General features: G+C 61.2%; 17 protein-coding genes. 11 read left to right on the top strand and 6 right to left on the bottom strand.

The genetic code is table 11. The features are described from left to right. Nucleotides 1-42: 42 nt before the first annotated feature. Both ACTNB1_RS12620 and ACTNB1_RS12615 read right to left on the bottom strand, forming a co-directional pair. Nucleotides 43-750: a helix-turn-helix domain-containing protein gene (locus tag ACTNB1_RS12620; protein WP_441169912.1), complete on the bottom strand. Its 708-nt coding sequence runs from the start codon at nucleotides 748-750 to the stop codon at nucleotides 43-45. Between the two features lie 73 nt (nucleotides 751-823). Then, complete coding sequence (locus tag ACTNB1_RS12615; protein ID WP_441169910.1) at nucleotides 824-1,270, bottom strand: RrF2 family transcriptional regulator; 447 nt, start codon at nucleotides 1,268-1,270, stop codon at nucleotides 824-826. Nucleotides 1,271-1,575: 305 nt separating this feature from the next. On the opposite strand from ACTNB1_RS12615, the gene aroF reads away from it, so the two are divergent. Together aroF and ACTNB1_RS12605 are read left to right on the top strand one after the other, a co-directional pair. Further along, the gene (gene aroF / locus ACTNB1_RS12610) at nucleotides 1,576-2,592 is read left to right on the top strand and encodes a 3-deoxy-7-phosphoheptulonate synthase (RefSeq protein WP_441169909.1); all 1,017 of its coding nucleotides are present in this window, start codon (nucleotides 1,576-1,578) and stop codon (nucleotides 2,590-2,592) included. 3 nt (nucleotides 2,593-2,595) lie between these two features. Next, on the top strand, nucleotides 2,596-3,456 hold the full coding sequence (locus tag ACTNB1_RS12605) for a prephenate dehydrogenase (protein WP_441169907.1): 861 nt from the start codon (nucleotides 2,596-2,598) through the stop codon (nucleotides 3,454-3,456). Nucleotides 3,457-3,518: 62 nt separating this feature from the next. Here ACTNB1_RS12605 and ACTNB1_RS12600 read toward each other — a convergent pair whose 3' ends face one another. Next, on the bottom strand, nucleotides 3,519-4,304 hold the full coding sequence (locus ACTNB1_RS12600) for a PepSY domain-containing protein (protein WP_441169905.1): 786 nt from the start codon (nucleotides 4,302-4,304) through the stop codon (nucleotides 3,519-3,521). 281 nt (nucleotides 4,305-4,585) lie between these two features. Between ACTNB1_RS12600 and rpsF the strand changes: the two genes are divergently transcribed. The 3 genes from rpsF to rpsR all read left to right on the top strand — a co-directional run bounded on the left by rpsF (nucleotide 4,586) and on the right by rpsR (nucleotide 5,693). Continuing rightward, nucleotides 4,586-4,882 carry a 30S ribosomal protein S6 gene (rpsF, locus tag ACTNB1_RS12595; RefSeq protein ID WP_441169904.1) on the top strand — a complete coding sequence of 99 codons (297 nt, stop codon included), beginning with the start codon at nucleotides 4,586-4,588 and terminating at the stop codon, nucleotides 4,880-4,882. A gap of 16 nt (nucleotides 4,883-4,898) precedes the next feature. Next, nucleotides 4,899-5,378, top strand: a complete 480-nt coding sequence (locus ACTNB1_RS12590; protein WP_441169903.1) for a single-stranded DNA-binding protein — start codon at nucleotides 4,899-4,901, stop codon at nucleotides 5,376-5,378. A gap of 75 nt (nucleotides 5,379-5,453) precedes the next feature. Then, nucleotides 5,454-5,693, top strand: coding sequence for a 30S ribosomal protein S18 (rpsR, locus tag ACTNB1_RS12585; protein ID WP_087238992.1), 240 nt, complete (start codon nucleotides 5,454-5,456; stop codon nucleotides 5,691-5,693). A gap of 41 nt (nucleotides 5,694-5,734) precedes the next feature. On the opposite strand, the gene ACTNB1_RS12580 is transcribed toward rpsR, so the two are convergent. Both ACTNB1_RS12580 and ACTNB1_RS12575 read right to left on the bottom strand, forming a co-directional pair. Further along, entirely contained in the window at nucleotides 5,735-7,831 is a 2,097-nt protein-coding gene (locus tag ACTNB1_RS12580; RefSeq protein ID WP_441169901.1) for a sensor histidine kinase, read from the bottom strand. A 37-nt stretch (nucleotides 7,832-7,868) separates the two neighbouring features. Continuing rightward, on the bottom strand, nucleotides 7,869-8,573 hold the full coding sequence (locus ACTNB1_RS12575; RefSeq protein WP_441169899.1) for a response regulator transcription factor: 705 nt from the start codon (nucleotides 8,571-8,573) through the stop codon (nucleotides 7,869-7,871). A gap of 172 nt (nucleotides 8,574-8,745) precedes the next feature. On the opposite strand from ACTNB1_RS12575, the gene ACTNB1_RS12570 reads away from it, so the two are divergent. The 4 genes from ACTNB1_RS12570 to ACTNB1_RS12555 all read left to right on the top strand — a co-directional run bounded on the left by ACTNB1_RS12570 (nucleotide 8,746) and on the right by ACTNB1_RS12555 (nucleotide 12,640). After that, nucleotides 8,746-9,318 carry a 4'-phosphopantetheinyl transferase family protein gene (locus ACTNB1_RS12570; RefSeq protein ID WP_441169898.1) on the top strand — a complete coding sequence of 191 codons (573 nt, stop codon included), beginning with the start codon at nucleotides 8,746-8,748 and terminating at the stop codon, nucleotides 9,316-9,318. Nucleotides 9,319-9,402: 84 nt separating this feature from the next. Continuing rightward, on the top strand, nucleotides 9,403-10,497 hold the full coding sequence (locus ACTNB1_RS12565; RefSeq protein ID WP_441169896.1) for an MGDG synthase family glycosyltransferase: 1,095 nt from the start codon (nucleotides 9,403-9,405) through the stop codon (nucleotides 10,495-10,497). Beyond that, entirely contained in the window at nucleotides 10,494-11,567 is a 1,074-nt protein-coding gene (locus ACTNB1_RS12560; protein WP_441169895.1) for a lysylphosphatidylglycerol synthase transmembrane domain-containing protein, read from the top strand. Before ACTNB1_RS12565 ends, ACTNB1_RS12560 begins: the two co-directional genes overlap by 4 nt. Nucleotides 11,568-11,692: 125 nt before the next feature. Then, nucleotides 11,693-12,640 (top strand): ROK family protein, encoded by a 948-nt coding sequence (locus tag ACTNB1_RS12555; protein ID WP_441169894.1) that lies wholly within the window; start codon nucleotides 11,693-11,695, stop codon nucleotides 12,638-12,640. Nucleotides 12,641-12,679: 39 nt separating this feature from the next. On the opposite strand, the gene ACTNB1_RS12550 is transcribed toward ACTNB1_RS12555, so the two are convergent. Further along, the gene (locus ACTNB1_RS12550) at nucleotides 12,680-12,937 is read right to left on the bottom strand and encodes a hypothetical protein (RefSeq protein WP_441169893.1); all 258 of its coding nucleotides are present in this window, start codon (nucleotides 12,935-12,937) and stop codon (nucleotides 12,680-12,682) included. Between the two features lie 191 nt (nucleotides 12,938-13,128). On the opposite strand from ACTNB1_RS12550, the gene ACTNB1_RS12545 reads away from it, so the two are divergent. Together ACTNB1_RS12545 and ACTNB1_RS12540 are read left to right on the top strand one after the other, a co-directional pair. Further along, complete coding sequence (locus ACTNB1_RS12545) at nucleotides 13,129-15,576, top strand: HAD-IC family P-type ATPase (RefSeq protein ID WP_441169892.1); 2,448 nt, start codon at nucleotides 13,129-13,131, stop codon at nucleotides 15,574-15,576. Beyond that, complete coding sequence (locus ACTNB1_RS12540; protein WP_441169891.1) at nucleotides 15,573-16,004, top strand: GNAT family N-acetyltransferase; 432 nt, start codon at nucleotides 15,573-15,575, stop codon at nucleotides 16,002-16,004. Before ACTNB1_RS12545 ends, ACTNB1_RS12540 begins: the two co-directional genes overlap by 4 nt. Nucleotides 16,005-16,038 lie beyond the last annotated feature (34 nt).

Below are 16,038 nucleotides of genomic sequence, written 5' to 3'. Positions count from 1 at the left end.
ATAAAAACAAAAAAGGGACGCTGCAAGAGCAGCGTCCCTTTTTTATGGTTTTGGGAACCGGAGGAGCCACAGGGCTGCACCTATAAGCGCACATCCCTGAGGGATGAACACGGTAAAGTACAGCAGCCGATTCATCAGCCGTGTGTACGCCGGGATCTGAGGAATTTCCGCAAGAGCCTCATAAGGCATACCCAGACCGGCCTGGATCACCTGGATCAGTCCCACCACCAGCGGGGGAAGAAGCAGCACCACATATACCGCCAGCAGAAGCAGCACCCCACGCCGTGTCCAGGTCATCCACGCCCGCTCTTCCAGGGGACGGATCACCCGGAGCAGCCACAGGCCCTGAAGTACGCACCAGCCCAGCACCAGCCATAAGGCAGGCTTCAGCAGAAAAGACAGCGCCATGACCAGAGTTGCCCCTACATAGGCCCGCTTCAGCATCTCATTTAGCAGCGGCGCGGGAAGAGTCAGCAGCAGAAACACCGCCGCCAGAATCAGACACCCGATCCCCAGCCGTCTGGCCTCCTGGCTCCGGTCCTGATCTGCCGGCAGGCCGTAGAGCACCTGGTTCACGTCGGCCTCCAGCACCTGTGCGATCTTTACCAGCATATCCAGGTCGGGGCGGCTGCGGCCGGTCTCGTAGTTGGATACCGTCTGCCTCGTGACAAACAGGGCCTCCGCCAGCGCCTCCTGGGTCATGCCCTTTTTTTCGCGTAGGGATCGGATGTTCTTGCCGATGTCGCGCATACCCTTATCACCTCGCCTCAAGGATAGGCCGGACCGGCAGATTTGTCACGCAAAGATCCTTTTACATCCGGTGTCAGCCGGCGGTTTCCTGCTTATCCGGGCACTTCTGGTGATAGCGCTCCACCAGATCGGCCAGGGTCAGGTGGTCCACCACGCTTGACACGGCGGCCTGAATATCCCGCCAGATCTCCACGGTCACGCACTGCTCGGCGCGGCTGCACCGGCACACATCGTCGCTGTCGGCGCAGCTCACCGGAGCCAGGTTTCCCTCCAGGGTACGGAGGATCTCACCCACGGTGTACTCCGAGGGCTCCCGGGTCAGCAGATAACCGCCGCCGGCTCCCCGCACTGAGCGCACCAGGCCCGCCCGGGAGAGCTGGGTCACGATCTGCTCCAGGTATTTATCAGAAATCTCCTGCCGCTGGGCCACGTCCCGCAGGGGGACTGCCGCACCGTTGCTGTGCAGCGCCACATCCAGCATCAAACGCAGAGCATAGCGGCCTTTTGTAGAAATTTTCATGTACATCCCTACCTTGCTTTAATAGAATTTATAATACCATAAAAGTGGTAGGATTTCAAGCAAAATTTCCTATTGACTTTCGCGCCAAAAAGTGCTAAAGTGCACACAAGGAAAGGAGGGTGTGTCCCTGTGAAACACGTTGCCGGTTATGTGTATCGCTACTACCGCTGCTATTTTGCCAGCGGCGATTTTGCGTGCCCATGACCGGCCTGTGACGGGACCATTCTCCGAGAGAGGAGCAGAAGGATCCGCGGGCACCGTGGGGCGGCCGCGGTTCTTTGTTTTTTACCGAAAGGACCAGAATTATGGTAGTGATTATGAAGCCGGGCTTTACCCCGGAGCAATTACAGCAGGCTATCCGCACCATGGAGGAGGGCGGCGTAAAGGTGATGGTGTCCAAAGGCACCGAGACCACTATTCTGGGTGCGGAGGGCAACGCCGCCGGCATCAACCAGGAAAAGCTGTCCCTGCTGCCCGGCGTGGACCGGGTGATGCGGGTCACCGAGCCCTACAAGAAAGCCAACCGGAAGTACCACCCGGACGACAGCCTGGTGGACCTGGGCAACGGCATCTTGGTTGGGGGCGAGAAGCTGGCGGTCATTGCCGGGCCCTGCTCGGTGGAGAGTGAGGAGCAGATCGTGGGGGTGGCCCAGGCCGTCAAGGCCGCCGGAGCCTCCGCCCTCCGGGGGGGCGCCTTCAAGCCCCGTACCTCCCCCTACGCCTTCCAGGGCATGGGCAATGACGGCATCCGCCTGCTCCAGGAGGCCAAGGCGGTCACCGGTCTGCCCATCGTCACCGAGATCATGTCCACCGACAATGTGGAGATGTTCGAGATGTGCGTGGACGTGATCCAGGTTGGGGCCCGGAACATGCAGAATTTTGACCTTTTGAAGCAGCTGGGCAAGACCACCAAACCTATCCTCCTCAAGCGGGGCCTCAGCTCCACCATTGAGGAGTGGCTCATGTCTGCCGAGTATATCATGGCCGGGGGCAACGAGAAGGTGATCCTGTGCGAGCGTGGCATCCGTACCTTTGAGACCTTCACCCGCAATACCCTGGACCTGTCGGCAGTGCTGGCGGTGAAGCAGCTCTCTCACCTGCCGGTGGTGGTGGATCCCTCCCACGCCTGCGGCAAGGCATGGATGGTGGAGCGCATGAGCCAGGCTGCCGTGGCCGCCGGGGCGGACGGCCTGATCATTGAGGTCCACAACGATCCGCCCCATGCCCTGTGCGACGGGGCCCAGTCCATCACTCCTGACCAATTCTCCGCTCTCATGGATAAGCTGCGGGTACTGGCCCCCTGTGTGGGAAAGGAGCTGTAAAATATGAAAAAAACGCTGGTCATCGTGGGACTTGGCCTGATTGGCGGTTCCCTGGCCATTGCCCTGAAGGGCTTTGAGGATTTTGAGATCGTGGGAGTGGATGTATCCCAGCCCACCCTGCGTTACGCCGCCGAACATGGCGTGGGCGACCGGGTGACCGAGCGGGCGGAGGAGGTGCTCCCTCAGGCCGATGTGGTGGCATTGGCTCTCCATCCCCAGGGTATCCTGGATTTCCTGGCGGCCCACCGGGACCATTTCAAGCCCGGTGCCCTGGTGTGGGATGTGTGCGGCGTCAAGTCCGCCATTCTGGAGGGAGCGTCGGTGCTGCCTGATACAGTGGACTTTATTGGCTGCCACCCCATGGCCGGTACGGAGTTTTCCGGCGTGGAGCACGCCTTTGGGGAGATGTTTCAGGGCTCCCACTTCCTGCTGGTTCCTCGCAAAGATAGCAAGCCGGAGAACATCGCCCTGCTGGAGCGGCTGGCAGACTATATCGGCTGCAAGGACGTGTGCCGCACCACCGGTGAGGATCATGACGCCCTCATCGCCTATACCAGCCAGGTCATGCACATCATTGCCGTGGCAGTGTGCGACGACCCGGATCTGTTTGCCTGCAAGGGCTTCGAGGGCTCTTCCTTCCGGGGCTGTACCCGGGTGGCCGCTCTGGACGTGGGCCTGTGGACCCAGCTGTTTTCCCTGAACCGGCCCGCCCTGCTCTCGGTGCTGGACAGGCTGCTGGGCAACCTCCAGTCCTACCGGGACGTGCTGGCCTCCGGCGACCGGCAGGCTCTGGCGGAGAAGCTGGCCTTCTCCGCTGCCCGGAAGCGGCAGATGGACCTGCCCGGGCCCGATCTGTTGGCGTAATATATAATAGGAAGCGGGCCGGCTGCCAGAGCAGCCGCCCCGCTTTTGCTTGCCGTTTGCGATTAGTCGTCGTAGTCCACATCCCAGTCCAGGATGACGCCGGTGACGGCGTTGATTTCGCAGTCGTACTCGGTGCGGCCGGAGCGCATCTCCACCTCAAAGACGTAGCGCCCGTCGTCCCGATCCAGCTCGCACTTGACCACCGTTGCGCCGGAGGGAGCCTTGGCCAGGGCGATCTCCTTGGCCTTGGCCTCGGAAATCAGGCCGTCGGTGGTAGCGGAAGAGCCGGAGCCGGAGGAGGTATTCTTCAGGGAGAAGTCATCCCAGTCCCGGTCGTAAGAGCGGATGGCACCGCTGACGGCGTCAATATCGTAGTCATACTCGGTGTTGCCGGCGTAGAACTCTACCTCATATTCCACCTTGCCGTCGTCCCAGTCCAGACCGGCCTTGACGAAAACGGCGTCGGAGGCCTTGACACCGGCGTGATCCAGAGCGATCTGCTTGGCCTTCTCCACCGTGATATAGTCGGAGGCGCCGGGAGTGGAGGCAATATACTGATCCTGGGTGGTGAGCACGGCGGTGTAGCTGGCGGAGTCGAAGTCCACCTTCAGACCGGCGGCCTCACAGATGGCCCGGACAGGGGCGTAGGTGGTGCCGTTGTAGGAGAACAGGGGGACTTCCTTGCCCTGCTCGTTCTTGGGGGTGAACGTGGCACCGTTGATGGTGACCCGGATGTTGTCGTCCACCGTGATGGTGCGGGTGGCGGCCAGGGCGGACACGCCCAGACCAACCGTCAGCGCGGTGACCAGAATACCAGTGGCGAAACCTTTACCGAAACCCTTCTTCATGTCAAAAACTCCTTTGCAATTTGATTTGTTGTTTATTTATGATACCGGCGGGCCCCGTGGGGGCTGCTCCCTCCGTTCTGACTGTAAAATGCGGGGGAGGGCCGGTTTATTGCAGACCGGGCAAAAATTTTTCAAAAAATCTTTTCTTTTTTAAAATGCGGAAAAAGGCTTGACTTTTTGGAGAATTTTTATATAATAATAGGGCTTGTTTCAAAAACAGGCACTATCCTTGCCCCCGACAAAGGGCGGGGGCCATACGTCCATAAGGAGGTGCAAACAAAATGGCAAAACTCAGCGGAAATTATGAGGTGGTCTACATCCTCGATCCCAACATGAACGAGGAGGCTACCGCTGCCATGGTGTCCAAGTTCCAGACTCTGGTGGAGCAGAACGGCACTCTGGCTGAGGTCAACGAGTGGGGCAAGCGCCACCTGGCTTATCCCATCAACGACATGACCGAGGGCTACTATGTGCTGATGACCTTCAGCTCCAAGCCCGAGTTCCCCCGCGAGCTGGATCGTATCCTGCGGATCACCGACGGCGTGATGCGTTCCCTGATCGTCTGCACGGACGAGTAAGAAAGGGGAAGCGCTTATGCTGAACCGAATCATTCTCATGGGCCGCCTGGCCCGTGATCCCGAGCTCCGCCACACCCAGACGGGGACCCCTGTGGCCTCCTTCCGGCTGGCCGTGGACCGGGACTTTAAGGACAGAACCACCGGCGAAAAGGCCACCGACTGGATCGATGTGGTGGCCTGGCGCCAGACGGCGGAGTTTGTCTCCCGTTACTTCACCAAGGGCCGGCTGGCCGTGGTGGAGGGCCGGCTCCAGATGCGTGACTGGACCGACAAGGACGGCAACAAGCGTACCAGCGCCGAAGTGGTGGCTGACAACGTGTATTTTGGCGACTCCAAGCGAGACGCTGAGGCCGGCGGTTACGCCGCGCCCGGCGGCTATGGAGCTCCCGGCGGATATGCTCCTCCGGCGGCTCCGGCCAGCGGCGCCTACGCGCCTCCCGCTGCGGGGGATCAGTTCGCCGAGCTCTCCGACGACGACGGGGAGCTGCCCTTCTGATTGAACTTTCGGCGGTGCGTACCGCCCTCATAAAACAAACGGGCTGCAGGCCCGTCAAAAGGAGGTTTTCCTGTTATGGCTATGGATAGAGAGCGTCCCCGCGGCCGGAAGCGCCGCAAGGTCTGCACCTTCTGCGTGGATAAGGTGGAGCACATCGACTACAAGGATGCCGCCAAGCTGCGCCGGTTCCTGTCTGAGCGGAGCAAGATCCTGCCCCGCCGCACCACCGGCACCTGCGCTATGCATCAGCGTCAGCTGACCGAGGCCATCAAGCGCGCCCGTCAGATCGCGCTGCTGCCCTTCGTCACCGACTAATCAGCAGAAGAAAGAGCCGTCCCGAATGGGACGGCTCTTTTTTATTTCAGCATTGTGGGAACGGGCAAGGCGGGCGCCTCTGGGAAGGAGACAGCCGCTTTGAACAGGTCTCCGTCAATGTCGATGGTAAACTGTCCGCCCTGCAGCTCGGTGAGGCTGCGGGCAATAGACAGTCCCAGACCGGAGCCCTCGGTGGTACGGGACTCGTCGCCCCGGACAAACCGCTCCATCAGCTGCTGAGCGGGGATATTCAGCTGCTGGCGGGAGACATTTTTGATGGTGAGCACCGCCCGGCCCTCCTGCCGGAAGATGTCCACATAGATGCGGGTGCCCTGCTGGGCGTACTTGTTGCAGTTGGAGAGCAGGTTATCCATCACCCGCCACAGATGACGGCCGTCAGCCATGATCCACAGCTCCTCCGGCGGGAACCTGGGTACCACAGTCAGACCGCTCTGCTCAAATTTTTCCTCAAATTCTCCCAGCGCCTGTTGAAACAGCTGTACCATGCCCAGCTGCTCCAGGTGGACAGGCAGGCTGCCGGTGGAAGCCTTGGATGCCTCAACAAGATCCTCCGTCAGCTTCTTCAGCCGCTGGCTCTTCCGGTCCAGTACCTCCAGGTAGGCGGGAGCGTCCGGACTGTCCAGCCCTTGCTTTTTCAGCAGGTCCACATAGTTGATAATAGAGGTGAGTGGGGTCTTTAGATCGTGGGAGACGTTGGTGATCAGCTCGGCCTTGAACCGCTCGCTCTGGATGCGCTCCTCCACCGCCGCGCCAATGGCCTGGCCCAGGTCGTTGAGCTGCCGAGCGTGGCCGGCCAGGTCGTGGTACATATGGGTGGTATCGATCTGGTAGTCCTGCTCGCCGCCCAGGATCTTACCGGTTCCTTCCCGTACCTTGCTCCATTGAATAGCCCAGAGGCAGATAGCAAACAGCACCGCGATCTGGTAGATGGGAAACAGGATAACAGTGAAGAAAGTGAGTACGGAGCCCAGCACATAGAGCAGAAACACCAGCACCACCCGCCAGATGAGGGGCCAGCTCCGGCTCATGGCCCGAATAAGGCGGACAATAAGCCGGCACAGGGCGGCAATCAGAGTACAGGACAGAACGGTGTGGGTTTTGATGCGTACAGCCAGGGTAAGCAGGAAGGACAGCAGGCACAGCGCGATGCCGCAGGAGATCAGGGCCAGTCCCACCACCAGGTCCCGGGTCAGGCCGTTTTGGTTGACGGCAAAGGCCATGGAATCTCCGCCGGCCAGCAGAAGCATGATTGCCCAGAACAGGCCGAAGGCCAACAGGTCCAGAGGAATGCGGTCAAAGCCGCTTCGGACCGGACGTTCTGCATCCTTCCGCCACCCGGCGGAGCGGAGCAGAAGGGTAAGTGTTACCACAAACAGTGTGTCCAGAGCCAGGGCCAGCAGAGCCAGGGCGGGCAGATAACTGGCGTATTCTACGTAGTCCCGATAGCCGGACAGAAACTCATCCTCGGCTGTCAGCCGATCGGTGACGCCGAACTCCAGTGCCAGCTCAGAACGGAGAATTCGGCTGTCCTGGTCGGTATTATAGCTCCATTCCCCATAGCCGCTGTAAGTGTAGCCATATTGGGCGGCACCCGCGGCGGTATCCGGGGTATAGGTGTACTCCTTGCCGCCTGCGATGACATGGAGCACCGGCGGCTCGTCTCCCTCCTGAGTGACCCTGTCACTGCTTATTGTTGGCTCCGTCTCCAGGGTAGGAGTGACTGCCTCCCGCTCCACCGTGTGGACCTGACTTTCCAGAGACTGGTCGGCGTCGCCGTTGGTATAGATCAGGGTACCGGTATCGTTGCGGCGGATGGCAAAACGGAAATTGGTCTGCTCCGGGTCCAAAAGCGCTTCCAGATCGGCCAGCCGTTGTTGGTCCAGGTAGGGCAGAGTGCCGTTGTTCCACTCCTTGTGCTGCAGCAGCAGGGCCAGCTCCCTGGCCTGGTAAAAGCGGTTGTTCAGGTCCTGATAGTAGGAATTGCTGGTGTAATAGCCTGTCCCTGTCCACAGAGTATCCCATTGGGAGAGGATGAACAGGGAGGCCCAGAAGCCCCCCACGCCGGTGGCCAGGGCCAGCAGAAAGGTGGCCAGCTTCACGGCAAATTTAGTTCTCATATGCAGTCCTCCCCAATAGGCGGCGCCAGGCGGACCCTTACGCCTTTTCCATCTTGTAGCCCAGGCCCCACACCACCTTAATATATCGGGGGTTGGCCGGGTCGATCTCTATTTTCTCCCGCAGGTGGCGGATGTGGACGGCTACCGTGTTCTCCGAGCCCAGAGAGGGGTCGTTCCACACCAGTTCATAGATCTGGCTGGTAGAAAACACCCGTCCCTGGTTTTTCATCAGCAGCAGAAGAATGTTGTACTCCAGCGGAGTGAGGCTCACAGGCTCCCCATCCACCGTCACCGACTTGGCTCCGTCATCCATGGTGATGCCGCCGTTGGTGAGCAGGGTGGGGTCTGCCGCCCCGCCGCCGGAGCTCTTGCCGCCCAGACTGGTGTACCGCCGCAGCTGGCTCTTCACCCGGGCGATGACCTCAATGGGATTGAAGGGTTTGGTGATATAATCGTCCGCCCCAATGTTCAGACCCAGCACCTTGTCCGCGTCCTCGCTTTTGGCGGTGAGCAGAATGATAGGCACGTTGCAGCTTTCCCGCAGCTTGGCGGTGGTGCGGATGCCGTCCAGGCCGGGCATCATCACGTCCAGCAGGATCAGATCCACCGGGTTGCTCTCCGCCAGGCGGAGACACTCCAGCCCGTCATAGGCTTTCAGGGTGGCAAAGCCCTCGCTGGACAGGTAGATGTCCAGGGCGGATACGATGTCTTTGTCGTCGTCGCAGATCAGAATGGTATTCATATCCTCACCTCATACTGTGGTCTCAGTTTAGATGAAAAGATTTAAGTCCGAAGGTGGAAATGTTTTAAGAGTGCCTTAAGACCAAGAATCATTTTACCCCACCTGTCCACCCAAAAGCAACTGAAAGAAAAGACGGAGGCAAAGGGGATACCCAACAAAGGGGTTCTGTGGTATGCTGAAGAAAAAGGAGGGGACGGATATGGTGCTCTGGCAGGGAAGGGAAGAGGCATACGGGCTGCTGGCAAAGCTGCTGGCGGCGGAATACGGTCTGCCTCAGCTGCCGGAACTGGCACGGCAGGAGGGGGGTAAACCCTTCTTTCCCCAACATCCGGACCTCCATTTCAACGTGAGCCACAGCGGCGGCCTGGCCCTGTGCGGCACGGGTTCCGCCCCTTTGGGGGTGGATATCGAGGAAGTACGCCCCCGGCGAAGCGGCCTGGTCCGGTATATCTGCTCCCCGGCGGAGTATGCCTGGTATGAGGAGCTGGGGGGCGACTGGGAAAGCCTGTACACCATCTGGACCCTGAAGGAGGCCAGGATCAAGTGTACCGGTCAGGGCCTGCGTCAGCTTCCCAAGACCATTGCCGTTCCTCTGATCGCCCCCGGCGGGACCGGGGAGCTGGATGGATTGATCTTCCACGCCTACGCCGGTTCCGGGTGGCGGGGAGCGGCCTGCTGCACGCCTCCGGAGCGCCCGCCGGAGGCCGTGGAAATGCTTTGTGAGCAAAATGTTTCTTTTTCTTAATTTCTTTTTAAGAATCTGCCCAACGTTTTCTAAAGAAACCTCCTTTATACTAGACCTGTAAGCTAGGAAAGGGAGGGAAACCCCGTGAAGATCTTGATTTTGACCGGAAAATTCGGCATGGGCCACTGGTCCGCGTCCATGTCTCTGCGTCAGCAGCTGCTTCGGGCGTTCCCCGACGCCCAGGCAGAGGTGCTGGATCTCATCGCCTATACCAAGCCCAACACCTCGGAGGCCATGTACCGCTGGTTCAACCTGCTGGTGACCCGCGGCAGCGGGCTGTTCAACCTTTACTATAAGATCACCCAGGACCTGCCCTCCACGGACTGGCAGCTGTTTGAGGAGCAGGAGATGGACCGGCTGGAGGAACTGCTGGATGACCGGCGGCCCGACGCGGTCATCGCCACCCATCCCATCTGCGCCCGGATGATGTCCCGCTGGAAGGGAGAGACAGGGAGCAATCTGCCCCTGATCACCTGTGTTACCGATCTGTCCAGCCACTCCGAGTGGATCCACAAGAGCACGGACTGCTATCTGGTGGGCTCTGAGGATATCCGGGAGAAGCTGGCGGCCAAGGGCGTGGACCGGGAGATCATCTGCGTCACCGGTATCCCGGTGCGCCTGGAGTTCAAGCACCCTGCCCGGCGGCGGGGCGGCGAGGAGCGGCGGCTGCTGGTCATGGGCGGCGGCCTGGGGCTGATGCCCCGGAAGGACTCCTTCTATGAGGAGCTCAACGATCTGCCCAACGTCCACACCACGATTATTACCGGTGGAAATCAGAAGCTATACGAGCGCCTGGCGGGGAAATACGCCAACATTGAGGTGCTGGGCTTTACCGACCGGGTGTACGAGTATATGGCCGCCTCCGATCTGGTACTCACCAAGCCCGGCGGCATTACCATGTTTGAGAGTATTTTTTCTGAGCTGCCCATCCTGGCCTGGGAGCCCTTCCTGGAGCAGGAGAAGAACAACGCCCGTTTCCTGGTGCGGAAGGGAATGGGACGGGTGGCGTCCAAGGAGCCGGAGGCCTGTCTGGCGGCTATCCGGAACCTGATCTATGATGACGAGGCATTGGCCGCGATGTCCGCCCGGATGCAGGCCATGAAAGCCCGGCTGGAGGAAGAGGGCCTGAACCGCATCCTCTCCGGGCTGGCCGTGGAACGGGAGGCGAAAGTCGGATGAACAAACGGAAAAGTCTGCTGGGCATCGGGATGATCCTGGCACTGATGGCCCTCACCGGCTATTTGCTGCTGAAGGACCTGTCCCTGAACAAGCTGGCCGGCATCCTGGTCCAGGTCAAGCCGGGCTGGCTGCTGCTGGGCCTGGGCCTGATGGTGGCCTTTGTGGGGTGCGAGGCTATGTGTTCCCACCTCATCCTGGGGCGGCTGGGCCACAGGGCCAGTTACCGCCGCTGCCTGGGTTACTCCTTTGTGGGGTTCTACGTAAGCTCCATTACCCCCTCTTCTACCGGAGGCCAGCCTGCCCAGGTCTACTATATGAGCCGGGACAACATCCCCGCCGCCCATGGTGCTCTGAACATGATGCTCATTGCCGTGTGCTATCAGGTGACGGTGGTGTGTTACGCTCTGGTAGTGGTGCTCTCCCATTTCAAGCTGGTGACCAACCTTGGGAATGGGCTTATGCTTCTGCTGCTCTATGGTACACTGGTCAACGGCGCATTGACGGCGGGTATGCTCTGCCTAATGTTTTTGCCCAATGCCGCCCGCAAGCTCACCGGCGGCGTGCTCAGACTGCTGGTACGGCTGCATCTGGTGCGCAACGAGCAGGCGGCCCAGGAGAAGCTGGAGCGTCAGCTGGCGGAGTACCGCCGGGGCGCGGAGTGCGTCAAAGCCAATCCCGGCCTGGTGCCGGTGCTGCTGGGGCTCACCTTCCTCCAGCTTACCGCCCTCTTTGCTGTGCCGGTGATGGTGTACAACGCCTTCGGCCTTACCGGCAGCAGCGCAGTGAGCATCATCTGCACCCAGGCGCTGGTGACCCTGGCGGTGTCCAATCTGCCTCTGCCCGGGGCGGTAGGCGCCTCTGAGGGAGGCTTCGTCACCGCTATGGCCCTTTTCTTCGGCCCCACCCTGGTGACTCCGGCGGTGCTGGTGTCCCGGGGCATCAGCTTCTATTCCTTCCTGATTATCAGCGGCGGTATTACCCTGCTGGTCCACCTGCGTTCCCGTCAGAAGAAGCAGGTAGCCATCTCTCCCCGGCTCCCTAGGACGGCCCGGGGGACCGTGACCACCTGACGGCCCGCCCTGGCATTCAGACATCATCCGCCCCGGAGCGAAGTTTTCGCTCCGGGGCGTTTTTTGCTTGTACTGGGGGCGGAGGTGTCTTATAATGTCAGCAGAAGAAACGAGGAGGCTGGAGTATGCACTATCTTGGCATTGATCTGGGCGGCACCAACGTGGCCGCCGCCGTTGTGGATCAGGACGGGACCATCCTGGGCAAGGTCAGCCTGCCTACCCCCCGGACGGGTCCTGAGGCTGTGGCCGACCAAATGGCCGCCGCCGCCCGGGCCGCGGCGGAACAGGCGGGGATCGGGATGGAGGAGATCCGGTCGGTGGGCATTGGCTCCCCCGGCACCATCGAGCCCCAGCACGGCCTGATCAAATTCTGGTCCAATTTGGACTTTGAGGATGTGCCCCTGGCAGCCCTGATGGAGGAGCGGCTGAACAAACCCATTTATCTGGAGAACGACGCCAACGCCGCCGCCCTGGGCGAATTTGCCGCCGGAGCGGGCAAGGGCAGCCAGTCCATGGTGGCCATTACCCTGGGTACCGGCGTGGGAGGCGGCGCCGTACTGGGTGGCAAGCTGTATACCGGCTTCAACTACGCCGGTATGGAGGTGGGCCACTTCGTGATCGAGCACGGCGGCCGGCTGTGCACCTGCGGCCGGAAGGGTTGCTTCGAGGCCTACTGCTCCGCCACCGCCCTCATCAAGCGAACCCGGGAAGTGATGGAGGAAAATCCCGACTCCCTGCTGTGGCAGCTGGCGGGCAGCCTGGACAAGGTCAACGGCCGTACTCCCTTTGACGCCGCCGCTCAGGGGGACGCCGCCGCCGGAAAGGTCATCGACGAGTATGTGGACTACCTGGGCTGCGGCGTGGCCAGCCTGGTGAACATCTTCCAGCCGGAAGTGTTCTGCATCGGCGGCGGACCTTCCGCTCAGGGGGAGACCCTGATGGCTCCGGTGCGCTACATCCTGAACCGGGAGGACTACGCCCGCAACAGTGTCCACCGCACCCGGCTGGTGCGGGCCGCTCTGGGCAACGACGCCGGCATCATCGGCGCGGCCCTGCTGCCCCTGTTCCGCTGAACGACAAAGGACCCGCCCTTCGGCGGGTCCTTTTTGCGGCTATTCCACGGGGCAGTATCCGTCACAGGGGTCCGGTTCCTCCTCTTCGCATTCCTCTGGCAGAGGAAAAACCAGCAGGGACAGGCCAAACAGCGCCGCCGCCGTTACCGCCCCCACTTCCAGCTTGTGCTCCTCCAGCCAGGGGCGATGCTCCTCCAGAGCAGGCAGCTTGACAGCCGCCCCGCAGAGCACCGCAGCCAGGCCTCCGCACAGCATCAGCCGGCCGGCGGCCTGCTTTCGGTCCATGTTCCACTCCATAGGCGACCCTCCTTTCTATCCAGTATAGCGGAGGACGTGCCCGGACAGACCGGGAAAGCGGTTCCCTTGAAAACGAATAAAATACGAAAAAATTGTGAGGAAACAGTTAAGATTTGCCTGCCGCCCTTGTCCGGCGGAAGCAAATCCAGTATAATGCCTACAAAAGACCACAAAAAAGCAGAGGCGGGAGCATGGCAAAGAAACAATTGCGTCGGAAAGCCCCGGCGGAGGCAGTAAAACCGGCCCGGCGGGAGGTCCCCCGGGTGACTGCAGACCCGGAAAAGGGCCTGAACCTGTCCCAGGTGAAGGAGCGGCAGCACCACGGCTGGGCCAACGACCCGGTGGAATCCCCCACCAAGACGGTGGGCCAGATCGTGCGGGAAAACTGCTGCACCTTCTTCAACTTCATTTTTATCGTACTGGCGGCCCTGCTCATTGCGGTGGGGTCCCTTGACGACTTGCTGTTCCTGCTCATCGCCCTGGCCAATACCGGCATCGGCATCATCCAGCAGCTGCGATCCAAGCAGACGGTGGACAAGTTGAATCTGCTGTCTGCACCCCGAGCCAACGTGGTGCGGGAAGGGAACGTGGTGTCCGTCCCTGCGGCCCAGTTGGTGCGGGACGACGTGGCGGAGCTCTCCTCTGGGGAGCAGATCCCCGCCGACGCCACCGTCCTCTCCGGCCAGGTGCAGGTGAATGAGGCTCTGATCACCGGCGAGGCCGATGCAATCGTAAAAAATCCCGGCGACGAGCTGCTCTCCGGTTCCTTCGTGGTGGCCGGCCGGTGCCGGGCCCGGCTGGACCGGGTGGGCGCCGATTCCTATGCCGCCAAGCTGACGCTGGAGGCCAAAAAGGATGTCACCGTAGGCAAGAGTGAGATGATGTCCTCCCTGGACAAGCTCATCCGCATCATCGGTATCCTGCTGGTGCCCATCGGCGTGGCTCTGTTTGTAAAGGAGTACTTTTTCCTGGAACGTACCGCCCAGGAGGCGGTGGTGTCCGTGGTGGCGGCCCTTATCGGTATGATCCCTGAGGGCCTGTACCTGCTGACCAGCGTGGCTCTGGCGGTGAGCATGATCCGCCTGGCCCAGGGTAAGGTTCTGGCCCAGGATATGAACTGTATTGAGACCCTGGCCCGTGTGGACGTGCTGTGCGTGGACAAGACAGGCACCATCACCGAACCCCAGATGGAGGTGGGGGAGGTGGTGTACCTGGACGAGGAGAAGTACGCCGAGACGGTGGTCACCGAGACCCTCAACGCTTTTTATAAGGTAATGGAGGCGGACAACGACACCGGCCGGGCTATGCAGAAGAAATTCCACGGCAATTCCGCGTGGCACGCCTCACAAACCATTCCTTTCACCTCGGCAGCCAAGTGGAGCGCCGCCGTTTTCCCCGGCCATGGCTCCTATGTGGTGGGTGCCCCCGAGTTCATTATGGGCCAGCGGTATTCCGACCTGAAGGAGCAGGTAGAGCCCTGGTCTGCCAAGGGTTACCGGGTGCTGCTGGTGGCGGAGTACGACGGCGTGCCCGATCAGCAGCGGGGCCTGGACCCACGACGGGTGTCCCCCATGGCCCTGACCATGCTGGCCAACCGGGTGCGTCCCGCAGCCCCCAAGACCTTCCGCTACTTTGCTGAGCAGGGTGTGGCGGTGAAGGTCATCTCCGGCGATAACCCGGTGACGGTGGCCGAGGTGGCCCGCCAGGCGGGCATCGAGGGGGCGGACAAGTACGTGGATGCCGCCACCCTTCAGTCGGACGCCGCCATCGAGCGGGCGGTACGCCAGTATACCGTCTTCGGCCGGGTGACCCCCAACCAGAAGCGCAAGCTGGTCCGTGCCCTCCAGAAGGAAGGCCACACCGTGGCCATGACGGGCGACGGTGTCAACGATGTGCTGGCCTTGAAGGATGCCGACTGCGGCATCGCTATGGCCTCCGGTGCCGATGCCGCCTGCCACGCCGCCCAGCTGGTGCTCCTCAACTCCGACTTCTCCGCCATGCCCAAGGTGGTGGCCGAGGGCCGGCGGGTCATCAACAACATCCAGCGGGCCGCCGCCCTCTACCTGGTAAAGAATATTTTTTCCTTCTGCCTGTCCATTATCTCTCTGTTTGCCACGGTGCCCTATCCGGTGACTCCTCTGCAGCTCTCCCTGCTCAGTGCCGTCACTATCGGCGTGCCCTCCTTCTTCCTGGCCCTGGAGCCCAACCACAGCCTGGTAAAGGGCAAATTCCTGGGCAACGTGTTCCGCTCCGCCCTGCCCGGCGGCCTTACCGACCTCATTGTGGTGCTGGGGGCGGAGGCCTTCTACCTGGCCTTCGGCTTCACCACCGACGAGCTGTCTACCATCTCCGCCATTCTGCTGATCGTGGTGGGTATCCTGGTGCTCTATCAGGTGTGCAAGCCCTTTGACTGGAAGCGGCGGGTGCTGTGGGGGGCCATGGCGGGCTCCTCGGCGGTGACGATCATCTTCTTTGGCCAGAATTTCGGCCTCAGCCCTTTGGAAATCCAGCCCTTCCTGGTATTGCTGGTCTTCCTGGGTCTGTCCTACTCGGTATTCAAGCTGATGCTCAACCTCTTTGAGCTGGGTAGTTCCCTGATCAATAAGGGAAAGCACCTGCGGGGGAGGCGGAAGCTATGACCCTGCGTCTCTATCGCTCTGAGGACTGCCCCGCCCTGGCCGCGCTGTTTTATGACACCGTCCACACCGTCAATGCCCGGGACTATACGCCCGAACAGTTGGATGCCTGGGCCGACGGACAGGTGGATCTGGCCGCCTGGGATGCCTCCTTCCTGGCTCACACTACTCTGGTGGCGGAGGCGGAGGGGAGCATCGTGGGCTTTGCCGACCTGGCGGACGACGGTTACCTGGATCGGCTGTATGTTCACAAGGACTGGCAGGGGAGAGGAGTAGCCACCGCCCTGTGCGATGCCCTGCCCGAAGCCCAATTGACCCACGCTTCCCTCACCGCCCGGCCCTTTTTTGAGCAAAGAGGCTGGCGGGTGGTGAAGGAGCAGCAGGTGGAGCGCCGCGGCGTGCTGCTGACCAACTTTGTGATGAAGCGGTAAAACCGTGGGGGGGGGGGGGGGCGGGGGGGCGGGG

Origin of the sequence: Flavonifractor sp. HCP28S3_F3, from assembly GCF_052065355.1 — a bacterium.
Classification (GTDB): Bacteria; Bacillota; Clostridia; order Oscillospirales; family Oscillospiraceae; genus Flavonifractor.
The sequence above is the reverse complement of the archived record's forward strand: the minus strand, read 5'-3'. Positions and strand labels throughout refer to the sequence as shown.

Excerpts from the sequence above, each read along its gene's own strand:
- ACTNB1_RS12560 (WP_441169895.1), top strand. The coding sequence starts at position 10,494 with ATGAACAAACGGAAAAGTCTGCTGGGCATCGGGATGATCCTGGCACTG.
- ACTNB1_RS12550 (WP_441169893.1), bottom strand. The coding sequence starts at position 12,937 with ATGGAGTGGAACATGGACCGAAAGCAGGCCGCCGGCCGGCTGATGCTG.
- aroF (WP_441169909.1), top strand. The coding sequence starts at position 1,576 with ATGGTAGTGATTATGAAGCCGGGCTTTACCCCGGAGCAATTACAGCAG.
- ACTNB1_RS12545 (WP_441169892.1), top strand. The coding sequence starts at position 13,129 with ATGGCAAAGAAACAATTGCGTCGGAAAGCCCCGGCGGAGGCAGTAAAA.
- ACTNB1_RS12590 (WP_441169903.1), top strand. The coding sequence starts at position 4,899 with ATGCTGAACCGAATCATTCTCATGGGCCGCCTGGCCCGTGATCCCGAG.
- ACTNB1_RS12600 (WP_441169905.1), bottom strand. The coding sequence starts at position 4,304 with ATGAAGAAGGGTTTCGGTAAAGGTTTCGCCACTGGTATTCTGGTCACC.
- ACTNB1_RS12615 (WP_441169910.1), bottom strand. The coding sequence starts at position 1,270 with ATGAAAATTTCTACAAAAGGCCGCTATGCTCTGCGTTTGATGCTGGAT.
- ACTNB1_RS12555 (WP_441169894.1), top strand. The coding sequence starts at position 11,693 with ATGCACTATCTTGGCATTGATCTGGGCGGCACCAACGTGGCCGCCGCC.
- ACTNB1_RS12605 (WP_441169907.1), top strand. The coding sequence starts at position 2,596 with ATGAAAAAAACGCTGGTCATCGTGGGACTTGGCCTGATTGGCGGTTCC.
- rpsR (WP_087238992.1), top strand. The coding sequence starts at position 5,454 with ATGGCTATGGATAGAGAGCGTCCCCGCGGCCGGAAGCGCCGCAAGGTC.
- rpsF (WP_441169904.1), top strand. The coding sequence starts at position 4,586 with ATGGCAAAACTCAGCGGAAATTATGAGGTGGTCTACATCCTCGATCCC.
- ACTNB1_RS12620 (WP_441169912.1), bottom strand. The coding sequence starts at position 750 with ATGCGCGACATCGGCAAGAACATCCGATCCCTACGCGAAAAAAAGGGC.
- ACTNB1_RS12580 (WP_441169901.1), bottom strand. The coding sequence starts at position 7,831 with ATGAGAACTAAATTTGCCGTGAAGCTGGCCACCTTTCTGCTGGCCCTG.
- ACTNB1_RS12540 (WP_441169891.1), top strand. The coding sequence starts at position 15,573 with ATGACCCTGCGTCTCTATCGCTCTGAGGACTGCCCCGCCCTGGCCGCG.
- ACTNB1_RS12575 (WP_441169899.1), bottom strand. The coding sequence starts at position 8,573 with ATGAATACCATTCTGATCTGCGACGACGACAAAGACATCGTATCCGCC.
- ACTNB1_RS12570 (WP_441169898.1), top strand. The coding sequence starts at position 8,746 with ATGCTGAAGAAAAAGGAGGGGACGGATATGGTGCTCTGGCAGGGAAGG.